General features: G+C 45.7%; 18 protein-coding genes. 14 read left to right on the forward strand and 4 right to left on the reverse strand.

Features of this window, described 5'->3' with window-relative positions; genetic code table 11:
* The first annotated feature begins 406 nt into the window (after positions 1-406).
* The 4 genes from HHO50_RS18400 to HHO50_RS18415 all read left to right on the forward strand — a co-directional run bounded on the left by HHO50_RS18400 (position 407) and on the right by HHO50_RS18415 (position 3,520).
* Positions 407-865 (forward strand): LexA family transcriptional regulator, encoded by a 459-nt coding sequence (locus HHO50_RS18400; RefSeq protein WP_181308230.1) that lies wholly within the window; start codon positions 407-409, stop codon positions 863-865.
* A 3-nt stretch (positions 866-868) separates the two neighbouring features.
* Positions 869-2,137, forward strand: a complete 1,269-nt coding sequence (locus HHO50_RS18405; protein ID WP_181308232.1) for a Y-family DNA polymerase — start codon at positions 869-871, stop codon at positions 2,135-2,137.
* Positions 2,138-2,210: 73 nt separating this feature from the next.
* Positions 2,211-3,083 (forward strand): DNA/RNA non-specific endonuclease, encoded by an 873-nt coding sequence (locus tag HHO50_RS18410; RefSeq protein ID WP_181308234.1) that lies wholly within the window; start codon positions 2,211-2,213, stop codon positions 3,081-3,083.
* 26 nt (positions 3,084-3,109) lie between these two features.
* Positions 3,110-3,520, forward strand: a complete 411-nt coding sequence (locus HHO50_RS18415; RefSeq protein ID WP_181308236.1) for a nuclease A inhibitor family protein — start codon at positions 3,110-3,112, stop codon at positions 3,518-3,520.
* A 21-nt stretch (positions 3,521-3,541) separates the two neighbouring features.
* Here the strand turns inward: HHO50_RS18415 and HHO50_RS18420 are convergent, their stop codons facing one another.
* Positions 3,542-4,240: an SOS response-associated peptidase gene (locus HHO50_RS18420; RefSeq protein ID WP_181308238.1), complete on the reverse strand. Its 699-nt coding sequence runs from the start codon at positions 4,238-4,240 to the stop codon at positions 3,542-3,544.
* A gap of 501 nt (positions 4,241-4,741) precedes the next feature.
* Here HHO50_RS18420 and HHO50_RS18425 point away from each other — a divergent pair.
* The 5 genes from HHO50_RS18425 (at position 4,742) to HHO50_RS18445 (ending at position 8,500) form a co-directional block, all read left to right on the forward strand.
* Positions 4,742-4,906 carry a hypothetical protein gene (locus HHO50_RS18425; RefSeq protein ID WP_181308240.1) on the forward strand — a complete coding sequence of 55 codons (165 nt, stop codon included), beginning with the start codon at positions 4,742-4,744 and terminating at the stop codon, positions 4,904-4,906.
* Positions 4,907-5,219: 313 nt separating this feature from the next.
* A complete protein-coding gene (locus HHO50_RS18430) occupies positions 5,220-5,945 on the forward strand; it encodes a TIGR04255 family protein (RefSeq protein ID WP_181308242.1) in 726 nt (241 codons plus the stop codon).
* Positions 5,946-5,950: 5 nt separating this feature from the next.
* Positions 5,951-6,502: a hypothetical protein gene (locus HHO50_RS18435; protein ID WP_181308244.1), complete on the forward strand. Its 552-nt coding sequence runs from the start codon at positions 5,951-5,953 to the stop codon at positions 6,500-6,502.
* Complete coding sequence (locus tag HHO50_RS18440) at positions 6,499-6,867, forward strand: HEPN domain-containing protein (RefSeq protein WP_181308246.1); 369 nt, start codon at positions 6,499-6,501, stop codon at positions 6,865-6,867. Before HHO50_RS18435 ends, HHO50_RS18440 begins: the two co-directional genes overlap by 4 nt.
* Before the next feature lie 493 nt (positions 6,868-7,360).
* Positions 7,361-8,500, forward strand: a complete 1,140-nt coding sequence (locus HHO50_RS18445; RefSeq protein ID WP_181308248.1) for a hypothetical protein — start codon at positions 7,361-7,363, stop codon at positions 8,498-8,500.
* Between the two features lie 189 nt (positions 8,501-8,689).
* Here the strand turns inward: HHO50_RS18445 and HHO50_RS18450 are convergent, their stop codons facing one another.
* The 3 genes from HHO50_RS18450 to HHO50_RS18460 form a co-directional block, all read right to left on the reverse strand.
* Positions 8,690-9,358, reverse strand: a complete 669-nt coding sequence (locus HHO50_RS18450) for a hypothetical protein (RefSeq protein ID WP_181308249.1) — start codon at positions 9,356-9,358, stop codon at positions 8,690-8,692.
* 127 nt (positions 9,359-9,485) lie between these two features.
* Complete coding sequence (locus tag HHO50_RS18455) at positions 9,486-11,435, reverse strand: hypothetical protein (RefSeq protein WP_181308251.1); 1,950 nt, start codon at positions 11,433-11,435, stop codon at positions 9,486-9,488.
* A 225-nt stretch (positions 11,436-11,660) separates the two neighbouring features.
* Positions 11,661-12,593 carry a hypothetical protein gene (locus HHO50_RS18460; protein ID WP_181308253.1) on the reverse strand — a complete coding sequence of 311 codons (933 nt, stop codon included), beginning with the start codon at positions 12,591-12,593 and terminating at the stop codon, positions 11,661-11,663.
* Between the two features lie 422 nt (positions 12,594-13,015).
* Between HHO50_RS18460 and HHO50_RS18465 the strand changes: the two genes are divergently transcribed.
* Genes HHO50_RS18465 through pglZ form a run of 5 tightly spaced genes read left to right on the forward strand, consistent with a single transcriptional unit; the run spans position 13,016 to position 23,287 of the window.
* Positions 13,016-13,690, forward strand: a complete 675-nt coding sequence (locus HHO50_RS18465) for a hypothetical protein (RefSeq protein ID WP_181308255.1) — start codon at positions 13,016-13,018, stop codon at positions 13,688-13,690.
* Positions 13,691-13,695: 5 nt separating this feature from the next.
* The gene (locus HHO50_RS18470; protein ID WP_181308257.1) at positions 13,696-14,241 is read left to right on the forward strand and encodes a BREX protein BrxB domain-containing protein; all 546 of its coding nucleotides are present in this window, start codon (positions 13,696-13,698) and stop codon (positions 14,239-14,241) included.
* Positions 14,242-14,254: 13 nt separating this feature from the next.
* A complete protein-coding gene (gene brxC / locus HHO50_RS18475; RefSeq protein WP_181308258.1) occupies positions 14,255-17,689 on the forward strand; it encodes a BREX system P-loop protein BrxC in 3,435 nt (1,144 codons plus the stop codon).
* Between the two features lie 7 nt (positions 17,690-17,696).
* Positions 17,697-20,966, forward strand: a complete 3,270-nt coding sequence (locus HHO50_RS18480; RefSeq protein WP_181308259.1) for a type II restriction endonuclease subunit M — start codon at positions 17,697-17,699, stop codon at positions 20,964-20,966.
* Positions 20,963-23,287: a BREX-1 system phosphatase PglZ type B gene (gene pglZ, locus HHO50_RS18485; RefSeq protein ID WP_181308261.1), complete on the forward strand. Its 2,325-nt coding sequence runs from the start codon at positions 20,963-20,965 to the stop codon at positions 23,285-23,287. Before HHO50_RS18480 ends, pglZ begins: the two co-directional genes overlap by 4 nt.

Raw genomic sequence — 23,287 nt, forward strand, 5'->3', positions numbered from 1 at the left:
CAGGGTTCAGGAAGTTTATCACCACCTGATAGCCATCCTTGGTCTTGCCATCACCACCATGTACTTCATAATAGTGGTAGATGTTCCCGTACTGCTGCCGTTTGAAATAATGGGCCATGTCGAAATTTACTTTCTATTTTTCGTATATCCATCTACTTGATCTATTACATCTTCTTTTACATTAAACAGCTGTCAAATCCTATTAGCCCATAATGCCTCTTATGTAAAGCAGGCATGCTGCTCAACTCGAAAATAGTACTCTGCGCTATCCGCCACCATTCTTATAAAATTCATTTCTATAGCACATTAGGCTGTTCATTGCTTTTATACATGCTAAATATTTTAGATTTATATATCTATTTTGCTAATATTGTTCGTAAAATGCGACAAAACAAGCAGAGGCAGAATGGAAGCAGCGATCATCCCACTACACCCGATTGAGGAACAGCGGTTCCTTATAATCATTGACCAAGGCAATTCTTTGCCCCTATTCACCACCACCGTGCAGGCCGGTTTCCCTAGCCCTGCGACGGATTACTCGGCCGAGCCGATTGACCTGAACACCTACTCCTCGGCTCACCCCGCCTCCACGTTTTTGGTGGAGGTAGTGGGCGAATCCATGGTGAAAGCAGGTATAATGCCGAAGGACTTAGCCATCGTGAACCGTGACCTCAAGCCCAAGGACGGGAACATCGTGCTGGCCTTCGTGGACGGCGGGTTCACCATCAAGCGGCTGCGGCTGGAGAAGGACGCCACTTACCTGGTGGCGGAGACCGAGAGCGACAGTTTCCCGCCTATAAGGGTGGACTCCCCGGAGGACGGTATGTTCTGGGGCGTGGTCGTGGGCATCCACCGAAAATATTAGGCTATGACCTCCCTTTTCGCACTGGTTGACTGCAACAACTTCTACGCGAGCTGCGAGCGGCTCTTCAAGCCTGACTTAGCGGAGAAGCCCATCGTCGTGCTCAGCAACAATGACGGCTGTGTGATCGCCCGCAGTAACGAAGCAAAAGCGCTGGGCATCAAGATGGGCACACCCCTCTTCGAGATAAGGGACCTGCTGGCAAGGGACGGCGTGCACGTGTTCTCCAGCAACTACGAACTCTACGGCGACATGAGCAGGCGCGTGGTGCTGATCCTCTCCGAGTACTCGCCCAATGTGGAGGTATATTCCATAGACGAAAGTTTTCTAGACCTTGGCAACTTCCTGCACGTGGACATCCACCGGCATGCGAGTGCCATCTGGGAACGGGTGCCCAGGGCCACAGGCATTCCCGTCGCGGTCGGGGTAGCGGCAACCAAGACCCTGGCCAAGCTGGCAAACCGTTTGGCGAAGAAATCCAGGAAAGCCAACGGGGTGCTGGTACTCACCGAACCGGCGCACATCCAGGCGGCACTGAAGGCTACCGAGATCGGGGACGTGTGGGGCGTGGGCAGGCGCTATGCCAAGAAACTGGCTACATTCGGCGTTCATACCGCCTATGACCTCACGCGGAAACCCGACAGCTTCGTGAAGAAGCACCTGACCATCGTGGGGCTGCGCACGGTGAAAGAGTTGCGCGGCGAACCCTGCATTGACCTGGAGATGGTACCGCCCTCCAAGCAGAACATCTGCACCTCCCGCAGTTTCGGACAGCCGCTCACCGACCTCTCGGATATTGAGGAGGCCCTGGCCACGCATGCGGTGAGGTGCGCCACCAAGCTCAGGAAACAGAAGTCCTGCGCCGCCGCGCTCACCGTGTTCCTGGAGACCAGCCGCTTCGGGCAGGCAGGCCAGATGTACTTCAACAACCGGACGGTGAAGCTGGACAGCCCGAGCGCGAGTGAGTTGGTGCTCATGCCCGCCGCCCTGGAGGCACTCAGGGCCATCTTCCGGAAAGGCTTCCGCTACAAAAAGACCGGCATCATCGTCACCGGTATCTGCCCCGCGGGCCAAATCCAGGAAAGCATCTTCTCGGCCGGTACCCGGGAACGGGACACCGGACTGATGCAGGCGCTTGATTCTCTTAGGGAAAGGTATGGGCACGGCACAGTAAAATACGGGGTGCAGGGCACGGAGGGGAAGTGGCAGATGCAGAGCGGCAATGTCTCCCCCTGCTACACCACGCGGCTGGATGACCTGATAAAGGCCTGGTAAGCATACTTGGCTGCCAAGACCAAAACAATAAGCCTTTCCCTTCGTTTCCGGATGAGAGACTAAAACCATTCCGATGCATGTACCCCTACCCCGCAGGTACCGAAACCTCTGCCTGCTGCTTCTCACCGTCCTGGCCCTCGGCTGCAAGGAGGCGGAGATAGCGCCACGCAAATCGCTTACCCTGGCCGACGAGCAGCTTCTGCTGGGCAACCCGAGCGGGGCCACCGCCGAGATCGGGTACGAGGACAACCACCTCATCATGCGCCCCCAGTACGCGCTTTCCTACAGCCGCTCCCGGGCCACGCCCAACTGGGTGAGCTGGCACGTGTCACCCTACTGGCTCGGCACCTCCCCCCGGCAGGTAGATGATTTCCGGACGGATACCGGCCTGCCCGAGGGCTGGTACCGGGTCAGGGCCTCCAGCTTCCAGGGCAGCGGCTTCGACCGGGGCCACAACGCACCTTCCGCCGACCGGACCCGGACGGAGGAGGACAACTCGGCCACCTTCCTGATGACCAACATCATCCCCCAGGCACCCAGGAACAACCAGGACACGTGGGGAAACCTGGAGGCCTACACCCGGGACCTGGTGCGGGAAGGCATGGAGGTGTACGTGGTCATGGGCAGCTACGGCCGGGGCGGCACCGGGGCCAACGGACCGGCCGTGACCGTGGACAACGGGCGGGTGACCGTCCCGGCCCGCATCTGGAAGGTGCTGGTGGTCCTGCCGTTGGGGGAGAATGACCTGGAGCGCATAACTTCCGGCACCAGGGTGATCGCCGTGGACACGCCCAACAGCAACTCCGCCAGCCCGCAGTGGGGCACCTACCGCACGAGCGTGGACGCCATCGAGAAGGCCACCGGCTACGACCTGCTCTCGGCCCTGCCACAGCAGCTGCAGAAAGTGCTGGAGGCGAAGGTGGACAACGGCCCCACCTCGCTCTAGAAATTTCATATACTGATACCTAAGAAATGGAGAACAACGATACCCGGGGACTACTCGAAGAGCTGCGCAGGCTTTCCGAGGGACTGTTCTATAGGAGCGAGACGGACGCGCCGCTGGAGCCGGTCTCTATCCCAGCGCAGCGGAATGAACTCACCTTGGAAGAAGCGGTGGCTCTGTCCGGTCAGCCGGAAGGCACGAAGGCCGAGGCAGTGGAACTGGACTGGTTCCTGCGCCACATGGTGCGCGAGCCGGACGATGCGCTGGAAGAGGAAAAAAAGCAAGCGCAGGGTTTCCGGGAGCTGAAGGCGTTTCTGGAGCGGCACCTTTCGGGGATACGGGTCTACCGTGTTGGGGAGAGAAGGATTACCGCCCTTGTGCTGGGGAAAGCCCCCGGCGCTGGGTTCGCGGGCCTGAAGACGTTTCTGGTGGAGACCTGAGGCAGGTGCCTTCCGTCAACTTTACCCGAACAAGCCTCTCTGCTGGGCCACCGGCTGCAAAAGTTCCGGAGTATCGTTCTTGGGTGAGTTCACCAGAGTGGAGACTGGGTACGCCTTCATCTCTTCGGCCGGATAGGGCCGTAGCAGTTCGGCCAGCAGTTTCACGTCATCGGTGCCTGAGAGCCAGATGCGCTCCTCCTCGGGGTGCAGGATGACCGGCATGCGGTTGTGGATGCCCGCCATCAATTCGTTGGGTTCAGTGGTGATCACCGTGAAGGAATGCAGCACCTCACCCGTACTGTGGTCCACCCACGCGTCCCAAAGGCCCGCGAACGTGAACAACTGCTCATTTCTCAGCAAAATCCGGTAAGGGGTCTTGGTCTTGCCCACCCTCTTCCACTCATAGAACGAATCCGCCGGAATAAGGCATCGTTTGCTCCCTATCAGTTGCCGGAAGGTGGGCTTCTCCAGGATGGTTTCCATACGGGCGTTGATGGGCCTCAAGCCATGTTCCTTTTCCTTGGCCCAACTGGGCAGCAGCCCCCAGGAGAAATGCTGCACCTTGTCAGGCTCTCGGTTGGTGATGACCGGCAGGAGTTGGGTAGGGGCGGCGTTGTAGCGGGCCTCTTTCTGGTACTTGGCCAACACCTCCGCTACGGAGCCTTTCTGCCCGGCTACGGCTTTCTTCTTCTTGGTGATTACTGAGTAACGGCCGCACATAGAACCTGTTTTTGGTTACTGAACAAACGGAAAAGCCAAGCTACTAAGACATGGGCTAATGTCAAACCTCAGGCTGTCAACAGTTCTACCTTTGTTGGCTCTTCTCCATCTTTCTGACCCTAAGATAAAGCACCCAATCTCTCAGAAGCTGAATGCAAGCTTATATAGAATAATATGTTAAACTTAGACTGAAATTGTATCTTAAATAGCTATAGCTTCCTGTGACACGGGAGCATGCCTATTTTATATCGTATTGCAGAGCCCTGAGCAGGGCGATTTTGGATATACTTATTTTGATACACCTTCAGACATTGAGGACCTCACTTGTAAAGCACCAAGCTTCTAGGATCCTTTAAGAAATACCCCTTCCATTTCAGTAAAAGGCAAACAGAGGAGGGTGGCAATGCTTCGAAGAACCATGATTGGGGTTTGCAATGAACTTCTGGTTATGAAAAGAGCCAATTAAAGTAGAGTGGGGCTTAAAACAACTGGTGTCTGAAGTTGAAAAATTACGAGGGCAACCTCCTTTCAAAAAAGGAGGAGGCCTTAACTGATACTGAAACTGGGGTTTTAATGATAAACCGGAAGTGCGAGAGAGGTGACTTTGAAGGGGAAGCGGCTACAAATACAGAGTCATTGGTCATTGAAAAGAAGATCATTGCCTGACTGATCAGTTAGTTTTGCAGAATGTCCATTTTGCAAGGCGTTGCTTATAACCGTACCAGAAAAATTGTGAACGAGCTGATTGTAGAACTGGAGCAGCTAAAGATGTTTGCCCACTATTGGAAGTGGGCTCAAAAAGAGTGAGATACTTTGACAGTTTAGGCAAATTGATTTAATATGAGGTTTTTGGACTTGCGTTTATGGTATAACAGCTAATAATATAACCCCGTATAGCATCAAAAGAAATACCCTACTTATCCACATAATATTGTGAATATGGTTTATTTTATATTATTTCGTGCCATTACTAAGAAATATGCCAAAATACCCAAAGGCCCCCATTATTGAGGTTGTTTTTGAAATGTTCTTTCAACCTAAAAAATGGGATTTAACCATACCTGGGCTTCTCTGGAGTAGAATCCAACACGATTTTCCTACTACTCGGCCTCTTCCTAGAACCGGATTTGTGATGGGACCAGGGGGCCTAAGTGTTAGGACTGAAAATTCTGATGTAACACAATTCTTGTCTGAAGGCGGGAATTGTTTAACTCAGCTTGGGAATGGAATGTTAACAGTAAATAGGTTAGCACCCTATGAAAGCTGGGAAGAGTTTTACCCTAAGATTGCACTTGTTTTGTCTGCTTACTATGAACTGAACGGAATAGAGAAGATAACCCGTTTAGGTTTTAGGTATATAAATAAAATCAATCGGCAGGGAAAACAAGGAATAGAGAACGTTAGCCAAGTTCTAAAGCTTCATCCTACTTATCCACCTGAATTAGGTGAAAATTTCATTACCATCAATAGTGTTAACGAATTCTTGGGAGAGTCTGAAAATGAGAGGTTGATTATTCAAACGAACACTTTAAAACCAGACTCAGACGGAGAGGCTCCTATCCTACTTGATATAAGCTACGTAAATATAGCACCTACTTTCGTAAGTAAGGAAGATGTGAATGATTGGTTAGTACTGGCTCACGAAAAAGCTTCTAATGCTTTTGAGGCGGTAATAACTGAGGATTATAAAAAAGAAATAAAATAGAGAAAATGATGGGAGCTCCTGCGCTACATAATACTTATGGGAATGGTTCTGTCGCAGCGTATGTCGAATCAAATGTGCGCAACCAAAACTATTCAGCAGCTCAATTAGGAGAAGGCACACTTCTACTTGTGAATGACTTGTTTAGGCCATTAGCTGTTTCCCTACCAACACAGTCATTTGAAGGCAATTCTTCCCCTAAAACCTCTATAGCATCAAACTATGGTTTAATTGAGGATTTCTTGCGGGATTTAGAGTGTTTCTACATTGTTAGAACACCTCAAAGACTAGCGAAAGAGTTAACTAAGAATCCAGACCTATATAATATTCTTCTTGATGCTTCCTACCATGCTCAACAAAGCATGCCTGAAGCCCATGCTTTTGAACTTGAAGTGCGTGAGTATGAAGATGGTATAGCCAGTTCTATCTTCATTATTGCTGATTTCAAAAAAGCTCCAGAAGATATTGAGGAACAAAAAGACAAGTTTCTTTTTAACTGGTACTTTCCTAAGGCATTTAAGAAAGCTCCTTCATTAAACATCAGCTATCAGAATGCATGAGTTTTAAATGGGGGGAGTTTCTTGAAACAGCTAGACTTTTGGCTCAAGGCAGTAAGGAATCCGAGTATAGATGTTCAATAGGCCGATCATATTATGCTGTATACCATACACTAAAGAAACATTTTCCATTTCAAGACAGTTCTCCGAGCGCCCATCGTGGGTTCTATAACCACCTTCAGCGAAATGATGATAATTGGATAGTTGTAGCTATTGGTAAAAAGTTACAGGAGCTATATGACAATAGGCATCATGCAGATTATAAAGATTTCCCGGAGATTAAGCAGCATGCAGCCGAAGGAGCATTGAGAACAGCTGAAGACATACTTAAAAAGCTTGATGCTTATCTCAAAGAAGACGAAGAATAACTTTATAAATGATTTCTCAACGGGAGCCTTGGCAAATTTGTCGAGGTTTTTTTATTATATCTTCACGAGTAACACAAGATTAATATAATACAAGAAGCAAATAACACTCAGGATAAAGCTGATTTATGGAGATAGATTTTAGCACAGTTGGGGCCGCTATAATTAACGGTCTCAACTGTTTAAATCCCAAGAGAATGATTGATTGCCTACATAGAGTTTGCAGCAGTGACGCAACAAGCTTCCGTGCAGAATTTCATCACCTAAGTGCCGGCAGTGAAGATTTATTCACAAAATACTAGCCTTTAGAGCGGTCGGGCTGCTAATCGACTGGTGTGCCACAGCAAATGGCAAAACCAATCCACCTCAAAAAACTCGAAACACTTAGGTAGGCTAATTATTTTAGCATCCCTCATTTCTATGGCACTAATATTAGTATATTCCCGAGCCTGTTTAAAAGGCACAGAACTGGGTCAGACTAATAAAAAATAAATTGATGGCAAAAATTGGATTTGTCAGCGAGTCAGGATCGCATGGGTTTGGGATCGGCTCCTTTGAGGACACCCACTTCTTCATAACGGCTGTGCTGGTGGAGGAGGGAAAGAGAAGGGAAATAGAGGGAGAATTCCTCCGGCTCCGGGAGCACTGTTTCCCCGATGGGAACCTACCGGCCTACGATTCCGAAAAGGGCCAAGCCAGTCGCAAGAGATTATTCAAAGGTTTGCAGACGCTGGAGTTTTCGTTCCACTCGCTGCTGGTCGACAAGCGCAAGCTGCACCAGAAGTCACCCCTCCAGTACAAAGGCACGTTTTACAAGTTCCTCTCCGGGCTGATCTACAACAACCTGTACCGCACCATCCCGAACCTCTCCATCGTGGCCAACGAGCTGGGCACCCCGGAGTTCATGGAGAGCTTCCGGCGCTATGTCCAGGAAAACCACCAGGTGGACCTTTTCTCCCCGGCGATCTTCACCTTCTCCAACGGGGAAGACTCGGCCTTGCTGCAACTCGCCGACATCCTGGGCAAGGAGCTCAACGCCTTCCAGGCCGGCAAATCCAATATGGATCCCCAAAAGGAGTTGGCCGGAAAATGCGTAGGGGTGGAGCGCTGGCCCGAGCAGTACACTCCTTACACGGTAGACGCCAGTTTGGGAGAGGATCCCTATGCGGAAACCATCACGGAGGCGGCGCTGCTGCGCGCCCGGAACTACATCCAGCAGCATGCCGGGAGCGAGGACCCGATCCTTAGGAGCCGGGTGGCCTTTGTGGAGTACCTGCTGATGGTGTTCACCTATAACTACCGAACCAGGTACATCCACACGCACGAGCTGCTACAGCACCTGAACTCCTTCAAGTACGAGACCTTCACCGAGCACCGCTTCCGCTCCACGGTGGTAGGCCCGGTCCGGGACGAGGGCGTGCTGATCGTCAGCTCCAGCGCCGGCTACAAGCTGCCCTGCTGCTCCAAGGACATTTACGGGTTCTTCAACTACTACAACCAGCAGATCCAGCCGATGCTCCACCGGCTGAACCAATGCCGCCGGGCCATGGAGCTGGCGACCGGGGGTGATCTGAACATCCTGGAACAGCCTGCTTACACCAATCTGCAGAGGCTATTGCTACATATGAAAATCTGATATCTTAACAATGTATAACCCTCAGAGAAGGAAGCCGACTCTAAATCTGGCGAATGTGAATAGGTGCTCGCCTTTAGGCAGGATGCGGTAGGGAGTAAGGTGTTTAAGACGGAATTGTTTTAGATAAAGAATTACCTTTGCCGGTTCATCCCCAGCTTCAACTTTGGCTAAACAGATACCTACGTACTTCTAGAATCCTGACTGTTGTCTTTCCTCGTATGCCAAGACGTCGGACATGGCGTTGTTGGGGTTGCCCAGGGACAGGTGGTCGTTGTCGGGGAAGAAGGTCCCGAAGGGCGTTACGAAAAAGTCGTCGATGTTCAGGCGGGCGTTGTGGGCGGTGACCTTGCGCACCTCGAAGCGCACGCGCCCCGGGATGTTGACGGCGAAGGAGGAGGCCTGCAGCGCGCCGACCGTGTTCAATGCACCAGCATAGGTACTCGGGGTCTGCTCCCACCACCAGTCCTCTTCCAAACCTTCTGTTGAACTCAGGCAAGGACTGGAAGCCCCGATCTCCTGCCCCTTCTTTTGGTTGCACTCTGTCAAAGAAAGATCCAGTTCACTACCAATGTCCTCATGTAACTCCTCCAGGCTCCCATAGGGGAACTCGTTGGTATTAATACCCTTCTCACAGAAAATAAAGGCTTTAATATCCTTCTTGGTTATTTCAAAGTTATCTATTAACTGTATTGGCATGCTACTAAGACAGCCCTCATAATCAAACCTTACTTCTGTATTCAGAATGAAGTCAACGTATGCCTTCAATAAGGACCTATCTATGTTGAGGGTGCCTCTGAATACATCTATGACACTCAAACCTTTATACTTGCCGAAATATACCCTTTGTCTAATGTGCATAGAATAAAGTTTACATAGTGGTCAAACCAAAATGGATCATAGATTCGCTGAGCCATGGAGGGACTGAATTCTTCTCATAATTTAGCGTTCTATCTTGCAGAAAGTAAAAGCGGGAAGCGAAATGGACTTACAAGGTGTGTAAAATGTGATTGATATGCTTTTCTTGGTAGGGCACTTCTACTTTATAATATTTATCGTAGTCGGGACATAATACGACTAGAAACATCTTGCCCACGCGTATGTCATAATGTTTTTCAAGGATGTAGCGATACAAGCTTTGCTGAAGGCAATACCTGTTATAGCTGGTATCATCTATGCAGGAAAGTTTCCCCACACCACATTTACCCCAGTTGTCCCTGACGATTGGTGTTCCTCTGTAGGGATCGATGACCTTTTTACTTCTCTTCCAATCATAAATATCAAATTGGTGGCCATTTTTTACTATAAGGTCAATGGTACCGGCAATGTGGAAGTTATCATCAAAGATCCTCCACTCAGAACGATAGGGCTCTAAGTAGGAGTGGTCAGTCACAAATTGCTCAAATAAATGAAAATCCTCAGTTTTGGTATACGATTGCTTCAAATAGAACTTCTCGATCTGCTCGTGCAGGAAGGTACCCTTATTGGCAGCTTCCGTGCTGCGGTCATTCCAAATCTGAACTATCTGCTCCACTGGCAGACCATAAAGTGGGTTACTAGGGCTTAGCTTTCGAGCCGCCCCATAGGAATCGAACTCAGGGAAGAACTTTGATATTAATGTGCTGGCCGATGGAAAAGGGACTTGATCTATGGTGTAGATGTGCTCTTTGGGATAAAATTTAATTCGTTTGTCTCTGGAGTGTATATTCTGGGCATTGAAGCCCAAGGCTTTCTCCACTATTGCCTTTCCTGTTAAGGTTGGCGCAACCAAGGACTCCTCTTTAAGTTCCTGCTCGTTAAAATCACGCGCCAAGGTTTCTGGCTGGTCCGGTAACTCCGTGAAATTACAGCCAAGGTACTTTTCTCTGTACTTCTCCTTCTCCCATGCCTGTGCTTGAACGGTATCCCAAATGTTCTCAGGAACCAAAGTGTTAGAACTATCCAATGTGGAGGGAATAGAAAAGCTTTGGTCAAAGGAGTTAATTACCTGGGCGATAAACTTGATGCAACCTAATTCGTTAGTATGGACCTGATATTCTGAGAACCTGATGACTGCCCAACCCCGCTCTACGAAATAATTGTCACGCATTGTGTCATCCCCTTTGCAATGGGTAGGCTGCCGGGTGATTCCCGCGTATGGCTCATCGATTTCAATATCTATCCTTATATTTTTCCCTGACTTGCTGTCAATAATAGCAATGTCCGGCTCATAAGGCCTGGTGTTCTTCCCTGTATTAAGACGGATCTTGCCAGAAACAGTGTATTTTCCTTCGAAGAATCTTTTCAGGGCTTTTTCGAACTGCTCTTCCTTGTGGCCCCTCCGTTTTGTAGCGCCATCCCTGAACGTTCTGACAACACACCCTTTTTGTGGGTACCTGAAGACTGGGAAGCTTTCAAGGCTTTCTTGCCTGTTGCATTCATAGTTGACGAATAGCGTTTCATGTAATATCTTTTCTGTCTCCTTTCTGGCTTCAGGCAGATTTTCCTTTGGTTTTGTCTTTACTTTTGTCTCCGCTAGTGGGATGTCGACTACTCCCCTAGATTCAAGCTTAATAGGCATAGTTTTCGGCTCTTGAGGCTGTGCACTGATTGTTTTAGTCTGCACTCTAGCAACGGCGGGGGCTTGTACCCTAGCTACCGGGATGGGTTCCGATTTTAAAAAAACAGGTTTGGGAGCATCCAGCTTGGAAACAGGAGAGGAGTTAGGATTAACTTGAGCCGTTTCCTTTTGTATTACATTGGCCGAGGAATTCGAAACATTGACCTTAGCTGATTTACTGGCGCGACTAAGGGTGGGATCTTCTCTCCTACGCTTCTTAGTGCTTCTGAACTTCCTCTCTATAACGATCGCCAAGACTACCAGGAGTATAATAAATGCTCGGAGCTGAATAGGGTGAATTTTTATGTACTCTAAAAGTAAATCATATAAATATTCCATTTTTTAATTGATTTAGTTATTACTTGATTGATTTAAGTGTTTGTGCTCCTGAGTGGAAAGAATAGTCCAGTAGATACATGTATCTCGATTGTACTGGATATCTACCCTCTCCAAAATGTACAAACTGTATTTAATTCGGTAAGTAAATTATTGCTTAGGGTAATTTGGATAGAGATGAATTACTCATTGCTATGTGCAACTTTATAGAAAGTGCCAACGAGGGAATCAATTAGCTTCGCTTGTTTCTAAGGTCGTTGCTTCAATTGGTAAAGTTAGGGTTAGCCAAGATTTAATCTTTTTAGGCATGAGGTTAATGTTCCTATACAAGAAGCTGGAAATCTCTTTAGGACAAATTCTGAAGATATTACTTTTGTCTTGTCCATATACCTCACCTTTGGTAGTGAAAAGATATACATATCCTTCAAGGTTTGCGAAATCATCCTTGTTTAGATTATTGTATCCGTTCTTCACTTGTACAACCGCATTTTGACCAGTAGAGCGGTGTATGAGCTCGTACTCATATGCGAGTGTATCGTCTTTGCAACTACTAGGCAACATCATGAAACCATGCTCCAGTTGCAAGTAAAGGGCAAGGGCATCTTCACAGTCATCTGAAGAAAGGAGTGAGTAGATATCACCCCTGACCAAACTCTGCACTTCATATTGCGGATAATTGGATAAGCCGTTAAAGGTGATTTTTGAAAAGTTCTTTACTGAATTATCATGTACCATTTGTAATGTACGGGCAGGTATGAAGCAATTCACCAGTTTGCCTGGTACTGCTTCAATTGTTCCTACTTTTTGCCAATCACATTTCCTTACATTAACCATATCTGCCCTTGAAGCTTCCTCGCTAGTGTCGTAAAACCAATCAGATATGATTCGCCCTAAATAATAGATACCATCTTTGTCACGGGTCCAGATAAGATCATTGACCTCCATTTTGTTGTGCAAGGCATTCCATGCAGGCCACCAACTCTTGTCTTTTCCGTTGTAATAGTCCTCTCTTGCTTTTTTTTCATAGTAAGAAGAAGTTATTTGGTTATCTCCGCAGTAGACTTGCCAGCCAATTCCAACCAAGCCTTCTTCTAGACATCTTTTTCTAGCGTCTATGCCTGCCTGGGCACCGGGCTTTAGATTTATTCTCCAGATGTTCATTTACTTATATGATTTAATTAAAGATTTATTATTCAAAGTATTAAGACTTTCGGATAGCTTCAAAGATTACTATTTCATGAATCAATTTTTTATTGATATCTACCACCTATATTCTAATAAAAATTTAAAGGAGTCAAAGGACGATTACAATATAATTAATTTTTAATATTCGAGTTGAATTATTTATATTAATTCATAAATATATCTTATTGCATTTTGACTTTCTTATTTATTTGAATGGGTTTGTTTTAAAATATATCCACTTACAATAGACTTGCTTTAAGTTCATGCAATAAGTAGGAAAGGATTTAGGTCGGAATATCTTAATTTTAAATCCTGCTTCCTTAACCCATGCAGAGTATTGATACCCCTTTATGAGTACCTCGCCCAAAGAGATTACCATTCATACAAGTAGAACTCTTATGTATGCAGAGTTAGCCAAGATAATGGACTATTCTGTTGATAATGGGTTGTTTATAAATGCTTTAGAAGATAACCTGTTAAGCAAAACCACAAAATCTAATCAGGAGAAGACAAACAAATACCTTAAAACGCTTTACAGTTTTGATAATGAAGCTGTTGAATTTAAAGGCTTTGTGTATTATTGGAAGATGTCTGAGGAAAATGATAAGTCCCTTCTGGCTCTGCTTTACGCACTTGGTCGTGATTTTCTGTTAGCGGAAAGTGCTGAGACTATACTCAAGGTTCCAGTAGGAGAGAAAGTAAAAGTTGAGGCTGTTGAAGAAGCACTAGAGTCCTTCCACCCAAACAGATTCACCGCTAAAACAAGAAAATCCGTTGCACAGAACCTAATCAGTTCTTGGAAACAAGCTGGCTATATTATAGGCAAAGTTAGGGGCATAAGAACAAAAACTAACCCAACCTACTCTGTAGTAGCCTTTGCTATGCTTTTGGCTTACCTTGATCAAAAACGTGGGGAGCTCATCTTACAGAGTAAATGGGTAAGGGCATTAGATTTGTCTGAAACAAAAGTGCGGGAGCTAGCGGTGGAGGCTGCTAGGCATGACCTTGTACAATATCAATTTGCCGGCAGTGTGACCGTGATTTCCTTTGAAAAATTCTTGTCTAATCTTTAGTAATAATGGCTTCAAAAGTTGAAAGTCTTTTAGAGGCTTTTGAGCGGGTTCTGATGGAGCCATGGACTCAAACTCTATCAGCACAGGAGAGAGTGTGGTTTTTGGTCTATGACCCTGCAGACCAGCGGAGAATTGACTTGAGGCTGGGTGACTTCGAGGCCGCCGCTGTGCAGGCAGGCAAACGCTGGGTCCACATATCCTTGAAAGTGTGTTTTTCTGATTGGATGTCAAGGCATGAATACCGGGAAGAGTATTTTGCTGATCCAGAGGCGTTGGCAGACCAACTGGAAGTGGAGTTTAAGCCTTTTGTGATTGAATATATAGGCAAGGAGATTGACAAGTCAGGTACTGATTCAAATACACTAATTGTGGTCAAAGATGTGGCGGCGGTTTTTGGATTTGCCCGTCTGTCAAATATCATCAGTACTGCTTCCGAGCATGTGAAAGGAAGAATGCTGGTGCTTTTTCCAGGAGAATTTAATAAAAACCAATACAGACTTCTAGATGCCCGCGATGGTTGGAGTTATCTAGCAAGACCTATAATAGCATAATATCTAATATTATATGAATAAGAATAAAGAGCTATTTGAGCTTAATCCAGACGAAAATAACCTGGTGAATGACGGGGTAGTGGAAATAAACACAGCCCAAACAGAGAATGGGTTGAAAATTCTGCGTCATGAGTTAAAAACCTTTGTTTGCGAAGGGGAATACCAGCAAGGGCTAGTTAGGATTTTGCAAACGTACCTGAACCATATTGATTCCCCTAAACAACCGGCAGCTTGGGTAAGTGGGTTCTTCGGCAGTGGTAAATCCCATTTAGTGAAGATATTGGGGCAGCTATGGGAGAACTATGAATTCCCTGACGGCACTACTGCCAGGTCTATAAAAGCCTTGCCAGATGACGTGAACGAGCTGTTTGTTGAACTGGAAAGGAAGCAAAAAGTACAAGGAAAGCTATCAGTAGCAGGTACATTAAAGGACTTTCCAGCGGCTGACATTCGATATTCGTTTCTACAGTTGTTCCTAAATGCATTAGGGCTGCCGCAACAATACCATCACTTCAAATTCATTTACTGGGCCAAACAAGAGGGTATCCTGGAGGAACTAAAAGCTTTAGTTGAGGCAGAAGGTAAGGACTTTAGGAAAGAGTATGAGAACCTGTTTGTATCTTCCACACTAGCTAAGTGCCTACTCCAGCTTAAGCCTGATTTTGCCGAGAATGAGGCCAAAGTAAAGGAAAACTTCAAAGCCAACTTTAAACGAGTTGAGACTATTAGTAGAGAACAACTAATTGAAACCATCAAGCATGAAGCACTTCCAATGTTTCATGGTGCTAAAATACCATGCACTATCATTGTGCTAGATGAGGTACAGCAATTTATTGGTACAGATGGCAACAAAACCATAGATATCCAGAACTTGGCGCAAGAGCTTTCAAGTGGGTTTGACGGTAAGTTTTTATTGGTAGCGACTGGTCAAAATGCCTTGTCAGAAACACCGTCCCTGCAGCCCCTTCAAGACCGATTTAGCGTGAAGGTATCTCTTTCAGATACAGACGTAGAGACGGTAACCCGCAAAACAGTTCTTCAAAAGAAAGCTACTGCTGTAAAGCTGATAGAGAAAAGACTGGAAGACAGCCTTGGAGAAATTTCCAGGAATTTGGCTGGTACTGATTTCGGCTATAATACCAATGATAAAACTAACCTTGTGGCAGACTACCCTATTTTGCCCTCTACCAGGAAGTTTTGGAAGAAGGTTTTGCAGGCCATTGATACCGCAGGTACTTCAGGACAGCTCCGTAGCCAATTAAGAATTGTAGATGATAGTCTTAAGCATGTCGCAAATAAGGATGTAGGATACGTTATTCCGGCAGATTACATTTTTGTGCAGAAGCAGCAACAACTTCTACAGAATGCATTGCTGCTGAATGAAACAAATAACCTAATACAGGAGAGAAAAGCCCAGGGTGGTGATGGGGTGTTGGAAAGTCGGATACTTAGTGCTGTATTCCTTATGGAAAAACTGCCCTCAAATGGGCAGAGCAACCGCTTAAAGTCTGATGAGAATACGATTGCAGACTTGTTGATTGACAACCTGGTGGAGCCTTCTGATAAGTTCAGGACAAATGTGAAGGAGCTAATCAAGAAGCTGGTAGAAAAGAAAGTGTTGATGCCTGTAGATGATGAATTCAAGCTACAAACCAAAGTAGGGGCCGAGTGGGAGCAAGAATACAGCAAGCATGCTCAAAAGCTGAACAATTCTTCTGGGGAAGATCAAATCGACCAGTTAAGAAAGGAGAAGATTCTTGCCTTTTTCAGAGACAGAACCAAGACTATAAATATACTACAAGGTGTCTCCAAGCAAAAAAGGGACTTTGAGGTCTGGAACCAATCCGCTAAACCAAATACGGAGAACAAACTCCATTTTTGGGTAAAAGACGGATGGTTTGAGAACGAAGCCATCTTAATGCAGGACATCCGCGGAGAAGGGGCTAATACACCCCTAGCATATGCCTATGTTAACAAACAACGTGATCAGGAGCTGCGGGGGGAAATCATAAAATTCCTAGCTGCTAAGCAAACCCTAGATGCCAAAGGGCTTCCTGGTACACCGGAGGGCCAGCAGGCGCAAAGAAGCATGGAAACCCGTAAGGGACTGGCTTTGCAGGCTGTACAAGATATTATCAATAATATCTGCAAGGAGGCAAGTATATTCCTCGCGGGTGGTAATAAAGTAGATCAGGGCAACGTAGGGGAAAATATCAAAGAAGCCCTCGAGAGCACCGCTTTAAGGCAATTCTCTGATTTCACAAAAGGTGACTACAGAGACTGGGATAAAGCACTTACAAAAGCTATAGCCAATGATCTTGAAGCAATGAAGCGAATTGGTTGGGATAAAGAGCCAAAGGACCATCCTATTGCCACAGAGATTTTGCGCTTCATTGCCAACAGCACCAAAACAGGTAAGGAAATTAGAAATCACTTTACAAAGTCTCCTTATGGCTGGAGCCAAGATGCAATAGACACTATAATCTTGATGCTTCGGTTAACCGAGCATATTTCTACTCCTGAAACTAACCTTAATCAATCTAAAATAGGAGCGGCTGCATTCAAAAGAGAAACGCATACCCTCTCTGCATTGGACAGAATTAATATTAGGAAGATTTACCAGGAGGCAGGGATAAACTGTAAATCAGGAGACGAATTTGTTCACTCTAACACTTTCCTATCCCAGCTTAAATATTTGGCTAATAAGGTAAGTGGAGATTCTCCATTGCCTGAGCCTATAAGCATTCAGTTTATCAAAGATATTGAGAACCTAGACGGAAACCAGCGCCTGGTGAGTATTCTTGAGCAGCAGGAGGACCTTAAGGCTAAGTATAAGGACTGGAGCCAAAAGGATAAACTGGTGGTAAAGCGGGAACAGATGTGGGGTGTGCTCAATTCTTTGATGCACCATGTCCCTGTAGCAGCTGAAGTTGAGCAACTGCAGAAAGAAGCAGAAGCTGTGAGAGAGGATAGACTGTTGCTGCATGAGTCAGATCTAGTAGGACCATTGGTTGTTCGGATAACCGACTTGTTGAACCAATTGCTCCAACAAGTCAAAGAGAATTTCAATGCCACATATGATGCTCTCAAAGCAGAGCTTGAAGCGAACGAGCATTTCCTGAAAATAGAACCTGATGAGCGCCAAAAAATTCTGGCCAAGCACCAGATTTTACATCGACCAGAAATAAAGGTGTTAGATGCACAGGCAATGCTAAACCAACTGCAGCATGAAAGCCTGAACACATGGGAGATCAAGATAGCCGCATTGCCAGGCCAGTTTGCTTCTGCCATAGCTGAAGCAGTTAAACTGACACAGCCCAAAGCAAAAACATACTCTACTCCTAAGAAGACTATAACAAGTAAGCCCGAATTGGAGCAGTATATAATTCAATTGAAGACTGAAATTGAAGAGTTGTTGGAAAGCAGTTCTTCTGTGATTATCAATTAACAACCTTATGGCAGTTTTAACTTCCGCTCAACGCAGCTTTTTAGAAAACACAGTTATAAATGCCCGTAAGCATGCCGAGATAGGTGCTCGCAATGCATTGCAGGCCCTGGCAGTACATCACATGGAGCCATTTAGCCATATGGATGCTGAGCAGCGCTCTTTGCGTAACCGCTTGCGCCACAAAGCTCGCCTATTGGGTGATGCTGTGCTAGACAAAGGAGAACACCAGATAGACCATTTGGCGTATGAGCTCGCCTATGAATATTGGCACCAGATGCTCTTTGCTAAGTTTTTGGAGGCAAACGGGCTGCTGATGCATACAAGCGGTGTTGCGGTGAGCATGGAAGATTGCGAAGAACTTGCCCGTGAAGAAGCCTATGCGGATAAGTGGGCTGCAGCAGCAGACTATGCTTCCCGCATGTTGCCAGCTATATTCCGACCTGATGACCCAATAATGCAAATAAATTTTGCCACTGAGGACCGTTTTAAGCTGGAGGGGCTGCTAGATAGCTTGGAAGAAGAACAGTTTATAGCTGATGATAGTTTGGGTTGGGTATATCAGTATTGGCAGACAGAGGAGAAGAAGCGTCTTGATAAAAGTAGCGATAAAATAAATGGTGAAAAAGTACCAGCTAAAACTCAGTTATTTACTGAAGCTTACATGGTTAACTTTCTTATTGATAATACTATAGGCGCTTGGTGGATAAGCCGTAACCCAGGTACAACACCTCCTGTAAAGTTTGAGTACCTGCGGCTTTTAGAAGATGGCACACCAGCAGCAGGTAAATTTGAAGGCTGGCCAGATAAAATGGCTGAAGTCACTTCACTTGACCCATGCATGGGATCAGGGCACTTTGTGGCTTCTCTTTTCCCGGTGTTTGCGAAGCTGCGTATGCACGAAGAAGGGCTTACGAAGGAAGAAGCCACGGATAAAGTAATTGCCGAAAACCTGCACGGTTTAGAGCTGGATCCACGCTGTACCCAGATTGCGGCATTTAACCTAGCAATTACTGCCTGGAAGTTTTGCGGACAGTATAAGGAGCTCCCTGAAATGAATTTGGCTTGTAGTGGCGTTGCGCCAAAAGGCAAGCAGGATGACTGGGTGAAACTGGTGGGCAAGGTAGATAGAGTAGAAGATAAGGCGCGGCTGGAGAATGGCATGAGAATGCTTTATGATCTATTTCAACTTGCTCCAGAATTAGGTAGCCTGCTTGACCCTTCAACTATAAAAGCAGATGCGTTCACAGCAAGCTTTGAAGAGTTGAAACCTGTATTACAAAAAGCTCTTGATGGGGAAGTAGACAAAGATCAAGCTGAACGAGGGGTTGTTGCTGCAGGTATTGCTAAAGCAGGTGAAATCCTTGCACAAAAGTATACTCTGCAAATCACAAACGTGCCATATTTATCTCGTAGCAAACAAGATAATGTTATAGCGGACTACTGTGAAAAATATTATCCAGAAGCGAAAGCGGATTTGGCTACAGTTTTCCTAGAGAAAATGCTTAAATCAAATATCTATGGGGGAATTTCCTGTAGTGTGATACCTCAAAATTGGTTGTTTCTAACTACATATCAAAAATATAGGGAAAAGCTTTTGAAGAATGAGCAGTGGAGTGTTATTGCTAAGCTAGGAACAAAAAGCTTTCAAACACCTATGTGGGATTTTAATGTAATGCTAATTAGTATTCAGCATCTTAAGCCTATTGTTAATTATGAATTTTGTGGATTAGATGTCTCTAAATCACCAAATGCAACCACAAAAGAGAAAGCCTTAAGAAGTAGTGATATAAAAATCGTCAATCAATTAGATCAATTCAATAATCCAGATACACGAGTAGCTCTAGGTGATATTGAGAATATTGAACTATTGTCTAAGCATTCCTACTCATATCATGGTCTTACAACTGGGGATATGCCATGTATGAAGTTTTTTTTCTGGGAATTTAACAAAATTCCAAATGAGTGGATATTGTTTCAGGGGACAGTTAAGCGAAATATCAATCATGGGGGAAAGGATTCATTATTGCGATGGGAGAATGGAACAGGGTTAATTCAAACTCTTCTTGGGGCTAGAAAAGATGGATTGGAGGCTTGGGAAAAGAAAGGAGTAGTGGTAAGTCAAATGGGGTCCTTGCCTGTAACTCTATATACAGGTACTGCATTTGATAATAACACTTCTGTAATTATTCCTGAACAGGAATCTGCGTTACCTGCAATTTGGTCCTTCTGCTCTTCGACAAAATATAAGGACGCGGTAAGAATAATTGATCAAAAGTTAAATGTAACTAGTGCAACACTTGCCAAAGTCCCCTTTGACCTATCATATTGGCAGAAGATAGCAGCAGAACAGTATCCGAATGGACTGCCTAAGCCATATAGTGATGATGCCACGCAGTGGTTGTTCCACGGTCATCCTGTAAAAGCTGAAAACCCGCTACAGGTAGCTACTTCTCGAATGATTGGCTATCGCTGGCCAGCAGAGAGTGAAAAGGAGATGGAGTTGGCTGCCGAAGCCCGAGAGTTGATTGCTGCTGTTGAGGCTTTTGATGGATTAACCGATGAGGATGGTATTCTCTGCATCCCTTCTGTAAACGGGGAAATGCCCGCAGCTGAAAGGCTAAGAGAATACCTACAGGCGATTTACGGCTCTGACTACACTACCCATACTATTGAAGAGCTGCTCCAGAAGGAAGGATCCAAGAAAGCGAACTTGGATGAATGGCTGCGTGAAGAGTTCTTTGAGCAGCATTGCAAGACCTTCCAGAACCGTCCTTTCATCTGGCACATTTGGGACGGTCGCAAGGATGGATTCTCCGCGCTAATTAACTATCACAAGCTGACCAAAGAGAACCTGCAGAAGCTTATCTATACCTACCTTGGCGACTGGGTCAGGCACTGTGAGCAAAAACGCAAGCACGGTGAGAGCGGTGCTGATGGCCTGCTGATGGCGGCAAATGCTTTGAAGGAAAAGCTGGAGCTGATATTAGAGGGAGATGCCCCTTATGATGTCTTCGTTCGCTGGAAAACACTGGAGCAGCAGCCTCTCGGCTGGGACCCAGATTTGAACGATGGGGTGCGCCTGAACATCCGCCCGTTTATAGAAGCTGGTGTGCTGCGCAAAAGGGTGAATTTGAAATGGGGGGTGGATAGAGGCAAGAACCCAGCAGGAAGCCCTTGGGGAGAAGTACGTGATAATGATAAACATCTTTCATTAGAAGAAAAGAGTGCTGCCCAAGCAAATGTAAGGGTTAGTAGAGAGTCTGTTATTTCACAATGAGTTTATCTAAGAAGATAATTAAAAGCCTTACTAAGGCTAAAGAATATAATAGTGCCATCATGGTGAAGCCAGAGGTAATCCTCTGGCCTGATCCTGAGTGCCAGTGGGAGTCTGTTATACTTGAGTTGCAAAAGGAGTTTGAAGCTTTACTTGTGCTAGGAGAGTTTAACCCCGAAGCAAAGCAAGGACCTGCTATCTGGATAAAGTGCATGGTAAATAAAGCCTTACCTGAAGCTACTTGGAGCACTGACGAAACACCTATTATTTATTTACCTGGCATTTCAAAAAGTGACTTAAAGAATAGTGCAGATGATAACCTAGCGCTGCAGCCTCTCTTAGAGTACTTGTATACCGGCAACATCTGGACCCAGGAAAACGGCAAAGAGTGGACACTGTTAGCTTTCCTGCAAAACAAACAGGCTGGACTTGGTATTAAAACAGCACAGGATACACCCACTAAAGATGCCCTCAAAAAGGCGCTTCCAAGTATCTTCAATGAGGAACATGCTCTTTATAATAAACCTGTTATAGATGCTGACTACTTGCACAGCATTCTGTTCCCTGATGTAGTACCTAACATTGTGAAATGGTTGAACGAAGGGGATACGTTTCTCAATGGTTTGCCTAAAGACAAGCTGGAGATTTTTTCGAACATCTGTCAGTCACAGTATGGCTTCAAGCCAGAAAAGATCAGTCTAATAGCAGCCGCTGAAAAGCTTGGCTCCCAAAACAACAACTGGAAACAGGTGTGGGATTACTTTGCCAATGCCCCGAAAAAGTACCCTAACATTCCCACGCTACTAAGATCAGCTAAGCCGGCAGTCTTTGGTTTAGGTTTATTTGATTTACCTAAGGAAAGCTGGCCTCAAATTAATGAGGAAGAAGAAGAGAAGCTCAGAAATGGGTTGAAAGCGCTTTGTAAAGACTTTCCACTGGAGGCAACTCTAAAACTACGGAGTTTGGAAAGTGAGCATGCCCAGCGCAGAGAATGGTTATGGGCTGACTTAGGCGAGGCTCCTCTTGTTCAGGCACTAGAGCACTTAGTTTACATGGCTGAAACTTCACTTGAGCCTATACCTGCAGGCTCTATAGAAGAAATCAAGCATTACTACACAGATAGAGGCTTCAGGGTAGACCAAGGTATGCGTTTAGCACTGGCCAAGGTTAAATCAGAACAGGATAAAGAAGTAATAAAAGCTGTAATCAATTGCGTTTATAAACCCTGGCTTGAAAATACAACTTCTAAATTCCAAGCATTAGTTGAAAAGGACAGCTACATTTTTACATCGCAAACCGCTCAGGGGGAAACAGAAGGCTTTGTCCTTTTTGTGGATGCCTTCCGTTTTGAGCTAGCTAAGCAGTACACAGACAGGCTTGCAAAGAGCAACAACTATAAAGTACAGCTCCTGCCTACTTGGTCTGCCATTCCTAGTGTAACGCCAACAGCCAAGCCACATGTTTCACCAATTGCTCTTTCTCTTTCACCTGAGAGCCACTTCAATGAGTTTAGACCTCAAACCTTGGCAGCTAAGGATCTAAATACTACTGTATTCCGCAGTGCCTTACAAGAGATCGGGTTCAATTACATAGGCAATAATGTAAACATATCGTCAGAGTCTATGCAATGGCGTGAGATAGGCGATATAGATACTAAAGGGCATGATGAGCAATCTGGTATGGTTCGTAGGGTAGACGAACTTTTTGACCAGATTGATGAAGTAATCGAAACAGCTGTGTCAAAAGGTATAACTAAAATCAAAATAGTAACAGACCATGGTTGGCTGTTGCTTCCGGGTGGTCTGCCAAAGGAAAGCTTACATAAAGACTTAGCTGAGACGCGTTGGGGGAGGTGTGCGCTTATAAAGGAAGGTGCAAAAACAAACCTCCTTCATTTGCCATGGAGATGGAACAAACAAGTGCATATTGCCTATGCACCTGGTATAAGCTTCTTTATTAGAATTAACGAGGAGTACGCCCACGGCGGTATCTCATTGCATGAGTGCCTGATACCTGAACTACTGATAGAGACAAATGCTAAAACCCCTGCAAATAAGGGCAAGATCATTAACTTCAAATGGGTAAACCTTAATTGCAAAGTGGAGGTGAAAGATGAAGCGGAAGGTTATAAAATAGATGTAAGAACCAAGCCTTCAGATCCGTCTACTTCTATTGCAATTTCAAGAAACCGGGTTGTAAAAGATGGAAAATGCTCTATTATGGTTGATGATGCTGAAGAAGGAAATGCAGCTATGATAGTGCTATTAGACAAAAACGACAATATTATTGATAAGATGCCAACCCAGGTTGGTCCTGAAGCATGA

Origin of the sequence: Rufibacter sp. XAAS-G3-1 (assembly GCF_013623775.1) — a bacterium.
Lineage (GTDB): Bacteria > Bacteroidota > Bacteroidia > Cytophagales > Hymenobacteraceae > Nibribacter.